The sequence below is a fragment of the Streptomyces sp. SM1 genome (genome assembly GCF_002910825.1).
GTDB lineage: Bacteria > Actinomycetota > Actinomycetes > Streptomycetales > Streptomycetaceae > Streptomyces > Streptomyces okerensis.
The window spans coordinates 1-8668 of sequence record NZ_NEUB01000309.1 but is presented as its reverse complement, the minus strand read 5'-3'; the positions used below and the strand labels follow the sequence as shown (position 1 = coordinate 8668).

7 protein-coding genes and 3 pseudogenes are annotated in these 8668 nt (G+C 68.9%); 4 read left to right on the top strand and 6 right to left on the bottom strand.

Translation table 11 applies throughout. The features are described from left to right. Together B9S61_RS07510 and B9S61_RS43250 are read right to left on the bottom strand one after the other, a co-directional pair. A pseudogene (locus B9S61_RS07510) lies at window positions 1-670 on the bottom strand (hypothetical protein); the annotation flags it as partial. A 192-nt stretch (window positions 671-862) separates the two neighbouring features. Next, window positions 863-1168: pseudogene (locus B9S61_RS43250) on the bottom strand (ATP-binding protein); the annotation flags it as partial. A 229-nt stretch (window positions 1169-1397) separates the two neighbouring features. Between B9S61_RS43250 and B9S61_RS07500 the strand changes: the two are divergent. From B9S61_RS07500 to B9S61_RS42155, 4 genes are all read left to right on the top strand, one after another. Continuing rightward, the gene (locus B9S61_RS07500; RefSeq protein ID WP_103541537.1) at window positions 1398-2249 is read left to right on the top strand and encodes a helix-turn-helix transcriptional regulator; all 852 of its coding nucleotides are present in this window, start codon (window positions 1398-1400) and stop codon (window positions 2247-2249) included. 8 nt (window positions 2250-2257) lie between these two features. Beyond that, on the top strand, window positions 2258-2455 hold the full coding sequence (locus tag B9S61_RS07495; RefSeq protein WP_103541536.1) for a DUF397 domain-containing protein: 198 nt from the start codon (window positions 2258-2260) through the stop codon (window positions 2453-2455). A 222-nt stretch (window positions 2456-2677) separates the two neighbouring features. Next, complete coding sequence (locus B9S61_RS42160) at window positions 2678-2875, top strand: hypothetical protein (protein ID WP_258039585.1); 198 nt, start codon at window positions 2678-2680, stop codon at window positions 2873-2875. Between the two features lie 454 nt (window positions 2876-3329). After that, window positions 3330-3455, top strand: a complete 126-nt coding sequence (locus tag B9S61_RS42155; RefSeq protein ID WP_258039584.1) for a hypothetical protein — start codon at window positions 3330-3332, stop codon at window positions 3453-3455. 297 nt (window positions 3456-3752) lie between these two features. Here B9S61_RS42155 and B9S61_RS40710 read toward each other — a convergent pair whose 3' ends face one another. The 4 genes and pseudogenes from B9S61_RS40710 to B9S61_RS40705 all read right to left on the bottom strand — a co-directional run. Further along, a complete protein-coding gene (locus B9S61_RS40710; RefSeq protein WP_181007285.1) occupies window positions 3753-4145 on the bottom strand; it encodes a hypothetical protein in 393 nt (130 codons plus the stop codon). A gap of 857 nt (window positions 4146-5002) precedes the next feature. After that, window positions 5003-6265, bottom strand: coding sequence for an acyltransferase (locus B9S61_RS07480; protein WP_258039583.1), 1263 nt, complete (start codon window positions 6263-6265; stop codon window positions 5003-5005). 57 nt (window positions 6266-6322) lie between these two features. Further along, complete coding sequence (locus B9S61_RS07475; protein WP_103541535.1) at window positions 6323-8476, bottom strand: glycosyltransferase; 2154 nt, start codon at window positions 8474-8476, stop codon at window positions 6323-6325. Then, window positions 8476-8668 (bottom strand): annotated as a pseudogene (locus tag B9S61_RS40705) (hypothetical protein); the annotation flags it as partial. The pseudogene B9S61_RS40705 and the gene B9S61_RS07475, both read right to left, overlap by 1 nt.

Here is an 8668-nt window from a genome sequence, read left to right as displayed (position 1 = left end):
GGCATTCCGGCGGCCTGGGGCATCCCGGGGGCGTGAGCGCCGTACGGGCCGCCGCCGAAGGGGTTGCCGTGGCCGGGCATCCCGCCCGGGGGCAGGTGGCGGACCCGGCCGGTCTCGTCCGTCACGGGAACGAATCCGGCCGCCTGGAGCCGGGCCGCGAACCTGGCGTTGCGCCTGCGGTTGACGACCAGGCCGATGCCGAAGACGCCCATGCGGGCGAGCCAGATGACGGCCGCGATGACGAAGTCGGAGGACGACCCCCGAGCCGGAAGGGCACGATCGCGCAGCCGATGGAGACACCGATGGCTCCGTAGCCCATCCGCTTCTCGCCGCTCTTGCCGGTGAGGTCGAAGTTGATGCGGGCCTTGAGGAGTTCGAAGGCGTCCGGCACGAGCGGCGGCACCGACACCCCGTCGCCGGCGTTCGGGTACTGCGCCCGGTTCTGCGCGGCGCGGGCGCGGGCCTGCGGGCTCGGATCGGGCACGATCAGCATCTTCAGCTGGCTGTTGTTCCCGCCGCCCTGCCGTACGTCCGCGTACTCGTACCCGAACTGCTGGGCGGTGAAGGCGAGTCGGGCGAGCTTCTTCACGGACGCCATCGCACTGGTGAGCTCGACCGGCTCCCCGCTCGCCATCAGTTGCAGCATCTTCCGCGTCTGCCGCTTACTCATCCGCCCTCGCCCCCTGGTCACACCGTTCACTTCCGCAACAGCGGCAGTCTCGCACGCCCGCCCACTTCGAACCAGAGCAGCTTCCCGGGCCCCTCGCCTCAGCGTGTCGTCGCCGAGAGCCCAACCGCCCCAGGAGTCGGCGTACTCCCGCACGAGGCACAGTCCGCGCCCGGTTTCGGCGTCGGATGGAGCGAGCGGGGCGGGGTCGTCACCGGTCCCGCTGAACGGGGCGGGAATGCGAGGATCGCTGTCCCACACCCCGACCCGCAACCGCCCGTCGCTCAACCCCGTGAGCCGCAGGGAGGCGGGCCCCTTGGTGTGCCGGTAGGCGTTGGTGACCAGCTCCGACGTCAGCAACTCCACAACGTCGGCGGCGTCCTGCATCCCGTGCCCGTCGAGTGCCGCCCGCACCGTCACACGTGCGACGCGTACCGCGCGGGGGTCATGGGGGAGGCGAAGGGCGTACACCCAGGGATGGGGCGGGGCTACGGTGACCATGGTTGTCTCCGGGAGTTGGAAGGGAGCCGGGACGCGCTCAACAACTCCGTCGGGCGGTGGCGGTGTCGCAAGTTGCGGTGCACTTCCGGCATGCGGAGTGGGCGATCGAGCGCTGTGTGACCACCGTAGGACCGATGGTTAGATAGTTCCTACGAAAAGAGATGAATCCATCCAGGCTTCACTCGTGTGAGGGAGAAACGCGCCGCCTCGCGGCCGGGAGGGACACACTTTGCCGCCCACGAACAATCCGACGCTGCGGCAGCGGAGACTGGGCGCTGAGCTGCGCAAGCTCCGTGAACAGGCCGGCCTCACCGCGACCGGCGCCGGGCAACTGCTCGGCGTCAACCAGGCGCGCATCAGCATGATCGAGACGGGCCGCACGCCTGTCAGCGCCGACCGGGTCCACTCCATGGCACACGCCTACGCCTGCCCTGACGCTGCACTGGTCGACGCCTTGGCCGCGATGACCGGGCGGCGATCGCGGGGCTGGTGGGAGGAGTACCGGGAGCATCTTCCGGTAGGCCTCATCGACCTCGCCGAACTGGAGCACCACGCGACTGCACTACGCGTCGCACTGGTCGTCCACATCCCGGCACTGCTACAGACCACGGACCACGCCCGCGCACTCTTCTGCGAAGCGGTACCACCGCTACGACAGTTCGAGATCGAGCACCGCGTGACCCACCGCATCAAGCGCCAGGGCGTTCTCCACCGCAAGGACCCACCCCCCTATACGGCGGTGATCCACGAGTCCGCTCTGCACATGGGGTACGGCGGCCCCACGACCGTCCGCACCCAGCTCCGGCACCTGCTGGACATGAGCGAACTGGAACACGTCACCGTTCGGATCATCCCGTTCGGCAAGGGTTCCTTCCCGGGAACGGGACAGTCGGTCGACTACTTGCTGGGTCCCGTCCCACAGCTCGACACCGTGCAGTTGGACACCCACCACGGGTGCGAATTCCTCGACGCGGAAGCCCAGTTGAACAAGTACCGTTCTGTACTCGACCGCATGGAGTCGAACGCCCTCAAGCCCGCCGAATCCCGCGACCTGATCCACCGCATCGCCCAGGAGACCTGAGAATCACTATGTCCGATCACCAGTGGCGAAAGTCTTCCCACAGCCCCGACGCATCCAACTGCGTCGAAGTGGCCACCACTCCCACCACCGTCCTCATACGCGACTCGAAGAACACGTCCGGCCCCCAGCTCAGCCTCTCTCTCATCTCGTGGGTCGACTTCCTCACTCATGTCGGTATGTGGCCGCACCATCTGCGTTGCCGATGAGGTGAGGGGCCTCGCATGCTTCGGACAGGGGTCTGACCAGCCAGGCAAGGCTCTGAGAACCGCGCCGCCTGCGGTTCCGCCTGTTCTCCCGCAGCCAGCCAGCTCGCCTCCACCGGCCGGCGTCGCATCCTCCACCTCGCCCACCACTAGTCTCAAGGCCGTGAAGCTATGGCTCGGGGGGGGAAGTTGTCCAGAGGGCCTTGAGGCGCGGTTTCGTCGGACATGAGGAGCGGAGTCATCGCCGTCGACGGCAAGACCGTCCGGGGCGCACGCGGCGGCAGTTCTCAGGCCCCACACTTGGCCGCCGCCCTCGCACACGGCTCGGGTGCGGTGGTCGGCCAGGTCGCGGTGCGGGAGACGAGCAACGAGATCCCCGCCGTCCGGGAACTGCTGGCCGTCTTGACCTGGACGGTGTGGTGATCACGATGGACGCGCTGCACACCCAGCACGACACCGCGACGCTCGTGACCGAGGCCGGAGGCGACTACGTCCTGACCGTGAAGGCCAATCAGAAGTCGTTGTTCGCGCAACTCAAGGCCCTTCCGTGGACGTCGGTACCCGCTGTCACCAGGACGGACCGAGGACACGGACGCCGCGCCACCCGCACGATCAAGGTCGTCGACGTACCGGCGTGGATCGACTTCAGCGGAGCCGTGCAGGTCGCCCAACTGCGGCGCACGGTCACCAGGAAGAGCCGACGGACCGTCGAGATCGTGCACCTGATCACCAGCGCGGACGCCACCGCCGCCCGCCGGCGGTCCTGGCCGCATGGGTGCAGTCGCACGGGTAGATCGAGAACCGCCTGCACTGGGTCCGTGACGTCACCTTCGACGAGGACCGCTCCCAGGTCCGCACCGGGCAGGCACCCCGCGTCATGGCGGGCCTCCGTAACGCCGCGATCACCCTGCTCCGCTTGGACGGCCACCACAACATCGCTGCCGCCCTACGGCATCGCGCACGCGACACCGACCGCCCCATCAACCTGCTCCTGGCGGCATGATCGACGACTTTGCCGGGGCCCTGGGCACCCCACCCTTTCAACCTCAGCGTCAGCTACTGCCGTCAAGATGCGAGAAGCCCCACCGGAATATCGCTCCGGCGGGCCCTCTACTCACTTTCGCCGCGCTAATTCCGAAGCCTTGAATTCACCGCGAGCAGTCGTTCGCGACTTGCATCTCGATCGATTTTTCGAAGCCGCAAGAGCGATTCACCAGAGGTGGGGGGCATCGAGAAGGATCCGACGCTGACTTTCGCGCTCACCTTCAAAGAAAGCACCTTGCGGAATATTTCGATCTAGCTACCCCAGCGCAGTGAGGCATGCGTGAGCGCAACGTACCGCGTCCTCCGGCTCTCCGTTAGCGCGACACAGGACTGCATAGCGCATGCACAGGACCGCATAGAAGGCGTAGATATCCGCTACGTCCACGAGCCCCTCTTCGGATGGCTGGAGCTCCGAAAACTCCTCCAGCGCCTCCATGCGGGCAGCGCATACGTCGTCGGCCAGGCTTGGGTCCCAAAGCTCGTCCAGGATTCTCAGGTAGAGATCGATGTCTTCGGCGCGGTCAGCATCTCCACCTCGCAGACCTGTAAAGAGCTGCGCCATCCGCTCGGTACAGCTTGCCACGAACGCAGCAAGCCTGACTCGCTCACTCCCTCTCAGGGATTCGGCGACCGCGGCGTCCACTACCATTCAAAACTCCTCTGGCGCGTTGTCGTTGTACCACTACCGGGGAAGACGTTCCCCATCATTCTGCCACCCTCGCCTCGAATGAACGGAGCGCAGATCCTGAGGCACACATTTCTGGATGTTCCTCCAGCGACTGGCGTGTATCCGAACGTCTTTGCATACAACAAGGCGTTCTGTTCAGTATGCGTTCCGGGGATGTTAGGTACATGCATCTCGCCCGGGCGGAGAGGGACAGACATCTGGGCGGGCGTCAAACCATCTCCGCTACCCGCAATCAAGTCGACCTGACCACGAGGAGTATTAACGCGCACAACAGCCACAGTACTGATGTCTTTCTTGACGTACTCGTCTGGGGAGAGCTGCTTCCCGTACGGGCACTGCGCCGGCTACGGCAAGCCCGGCGGTCCCAGCACCCACACCGACACCGGCACCGGCACCGGCACCGGCACCGGCACCGGCAACAAGGCAGTCGACGACGCCCAGTCGCAGGTCGGCGACCGCCGGCACCTCTGGCACGGCCTGGCCGAAACAGCCCTCAAAGAGATCGGCGCGCACGCCTCGTGCTGGAGCAAGTTCGGCCCGCCCCTGCACGAGGGCAGACGCGCCGCCACCACCCGGGAACGGTGGCAGCAGGTCCATGACCTCCTCGACCAGAGCGTCGGCCTGCTCGCATGCGCCCGGCGCCTGGGCGTCTCCCTCAACACGGCCAACCGCTACGCCCGCCACAGCGAGCCGGACCGTATGGCCCGCGCCCCCACCCACCGGGCCTGCCTCGTCGATCCCTACCGCGACCACCTGCGCGAACGACGTGCCGAAGCAGCAGTGAGCCCGTGCCGGCCCAGCCACACGCGGCTGGGCCGTCAGGCCCGGTGCGCCCCGGTGCCCGACCGGCGCCGCCCGGTCGAGCCTCCGTCCGGCCACAGCCGGGGCCGGCGCCTGGCCGCGAGGTCCTCCACCCAGCCGAACGCCAGGACGCAGCCGGAGATCAGGATCCACGCCAGGAGCAGGACCGGCCAGGGGCTCTCCAGGAGCCAGGGCGCGTGGTCCGCCAGCGAGTCGAAGCCCCACAGCCGGTCGTAGAGCGTGGCGGCGGCCAGGATGCACACGTTGTGCCACAGGTAGATCGTCACCGCGCGGGAGTTGAGCAGGGTGATCAGGCGGTCCCAGCGGCGCAGCCGCGCCGGCCACTCGGCCCACGAGGGGCTGATGTGCAGCAGCAGGAGAACCGTGGCGAACGACCACACGGCCTGGGCGAAGGGGATGGAGTCAAGGTCGTGTCCGGTGCTGAAGCCCTGGTGGAAGGCGTACCAGAGGCCGAAGGCGGCGACGATCGGCGCCAGGGACGGCACGGCGTACCGCGGGAGGCGCTGGAGCACGCCCTGCTGGTGGGCCATGCCGAGGATCCAGCAGGCGCCGAAGGTGCTGAAGTCGGTGAGCGCCGAGTCGATCCGTTCGCTGGGGAGCGAGAGCCAGCCGAACTCCAGGATCGCCGACAGGGCGAGCGGCGCGGCGATCGTCGGCCACGGCAGGGCGCGCAGCAGCTTCAGCAGGAACGGGGAGAGCAGGACGAACCAGAGGTAGGCGCGGATGTACCAGAGCGGGCCCGCGAGTTCGGCGGCCCAGTCCTCGCCGAGCACGCCCTGGATCCCGGCGACGCCCTCGGCGTAGGGCGGGTCGCTCAGCGGGAGCACCCAGAAGGTGAGGTGGAGGAACCACCAGCCGGGGTGGCCGTCGTCGTCCGGTCCCCAGCCCTGCGCGAGCATGCCCGACACGCCGATCGCGCCGAGCAGCCACAGCGGGGGCAGCAGGCGGCGCATCCGGCCCCGTACGACCTGGACGGCGGGCCGCTTCAGGGAGCGGGCCATGAGGTTGCCGGCCAGGGCGAACATCACGCCCATGGACGGGAAGACGACGGGCAGCCAGGCCCAGCCGACCAGGTGGTAAAGGACGACGCGGAACAGGGCGACCGCGCGGAGCAGGTCGAAGTAGCGGTCCCGGGCGGGTGGGCGGACGGCCGGTTCGGACGGTGCCGGACGGGACGGGTCGGACGGGGCTTTCGATCCGTCCGCCGTCTCCGTCGCCTCCGTCGCGTCCGTGCCGGACGGCAGGAGAGGTGCGGTCACGTGTAGGGGTCTTCCTGGTGCGTCGCCGGAGAGGCGGGAATGTGACGGGGCCGGGGCCTACGCCACCGGTCTGCCGTCCAGGGCCTGCGACTGCTGGGCGGAGGCGCCCGGCGGGGCGGAGACACCGCCCTTGCGCCGCAGCTTCTGCCAGCGCAGCCGGCCGCCGGTGAGCGCCGTGATCCAGGACTGGAGCAGCACGACGTACATCAGCTGCCGGTAGAGGATCTGCTGCAACGGCAGTGACAGCAGCGGCGTGAGCTTCTCCTTGTCGAGGACGAAGGCGTAGGCCGCGCAGGCCAGCTGGATGGCGAGGACGCCGAACCAGGCCAGGATCGTCTTGTCGGTCGGGCCGAAGACCAGGCCGTAGATGAGGAACACGTCGATGAGCGGGGCCAGCAGCGGCGCCAGGACCATGAAGAGGGAGACCAGCGGGAGTCCGACCCGGCCGAAGCGGCCCGAGGGACCCCGGTCGACCACCGCGCGGCGGTGCTTCCAGATCGCCTGCATGGTGCCGTAGGACCAGCGGTAGCGCTGGGACCACAGCTGCTGCACCGACTCGGGGGCCTCGGTCCACGCGCGGGCGTTCTCCGCGTAGACCACCTTCCAGCCGTCCCGGTGGATGGCCATGGTGATGTCGGTGTCCTCGGCGAGCGTGTCGTCGCTCATCCCGCCGACCCGCTCCAGCGCGGAGCGGCGGAACGCGCCGACGGCGCCGGGGATGGTGGGCATGCACCGCAGGACGTCGTACATCCGGCGGTCGAGGTTGAAGCCCATCACGTACTCGATGTGCTGCCAGGCGCCGATCAGCTTGTCCTTGTTGGCGACCTTGGCGTTGCCCGCGACGGCGCCCACGCGCGGGTCGCCGAAGGGCTGCACCAGTTCGCGGACGGTGGTCGGTTCGAAGACGGTGTCGCCGTCCATCATCACGATGATGTCGTGGCGGGCGTTGGCCACACCCCGGTTGAGGGCGGCCGGCTTGCCCGCGTTGAGCTGGCGGACCACCCGGACGCCCGGCAGGCCCAGCGACTCGACGATCCGCGCGGTGCCGTCGCTGGAGCCGTCGTCGATGACGATGATCTCGACGGGGTGATCGCTCTCCACGAGGGAACGCACCGTGGCCTCGATGCACTTGGCCTCGTTGTAGGCCGGCACCAGCACCGTCACCGGTTCGGTGATCGGCGGTCCCCACGCGAAGCCCTTGCGGCGCACCTTGCGGGCGTGCGCCGCCGACAGCAGGAGCATCAGCACGAAGCGTGCGATGACCAGGGAGCCGATGACGGCGAGACCGACGACGAGAACGCCGGTGATGTTGTCGGAGGCCTGCACGAGGAAGACCCAGGCCCTGCCCTTCCACAGCTCGACACCGGTCACCGGGGAGTGCGCGCTGGGCGCTTCGAGGGCCTCGGTGAGGTTGTCGAACGCGTAGCCCTTCTTCTTCAGGTCGGGCAGCATCCGGTCCAGCGCCTGGACGGTCTGCCGGCGGTCACCGCCGGAGTCGTGCATCAGGACGATGCCGCCCTTGCCCTCCTGGGGCGTGGCGCGGCGGATGATCTCGTCGACGCCGGGCCGGCGCCAGTCCTCGCTGTCGTGGGTGTTGACGACGGTGATGTAGCCGCGGTCGCCGATGTACTGCGTGACCGGCCAGGAGTTGTTGTCCATGGCGCCGGCCTGGGAGGAGTACGGCGGCCGGAACAGCGAGGTGCGGATGCCGGCGGCTCCCGTGATGGCCAGCTGGTTCTGCGACAGCTCCCAGTCGATGCGGTCCTTCGACTGCAGGGAGAGATCGGGGTGGTTGAAGGTGTGCAGACCGATCTCGTGGCCCTCGGCCACCATGCGTCGGACGAGGTCGGGGTGGCGGGAGGCCATCGTTCCGGTGACGAAGAAGACGGCGTGCGCGTCGTGCTCCTCGAGCACGTCCAGGACCTTGGGGGTCCAGACCGGGTCGGGGCCGTCGTCGAAGGTGAGCACGACGTGCCGGTCGGGCACGCTCAGGGTCTCCGCGCGGCCCTCCCGGGTGTCGATGACCGGGCCGCCCTCCAGTATGGCGTCCGGCACCCGGTCGGCGGCGGCCTCGGGCTGGACGCGGTGGTCGGCGAGGATCTCGCTGTGCACGTAGCCGCGCAGCATGAGCATCGCCATCAGGGCGACGAGGAACAGCAGCGGCAGCAGCAGGCGCAGGGGGACACGGCGCCGGCGGGTTCGGGATGCCATCAGAGGACGTACTCCGGGGACGGTGCGGCGGAACTGGTGGAGGGTCCGGGTTCGGCTCCCGGGTTCCCGGCGGCGACCGCCGGGGCGTCGTCGGCGCCGGCGGCGGTGTCGACAGGGGTGTCGTCGCCGCCTCCGCCGGTGGGAGCGGTCGTCTCCGCCCCCGGGGTGGGGTCGTCGGCCGGCGGGGGCGGG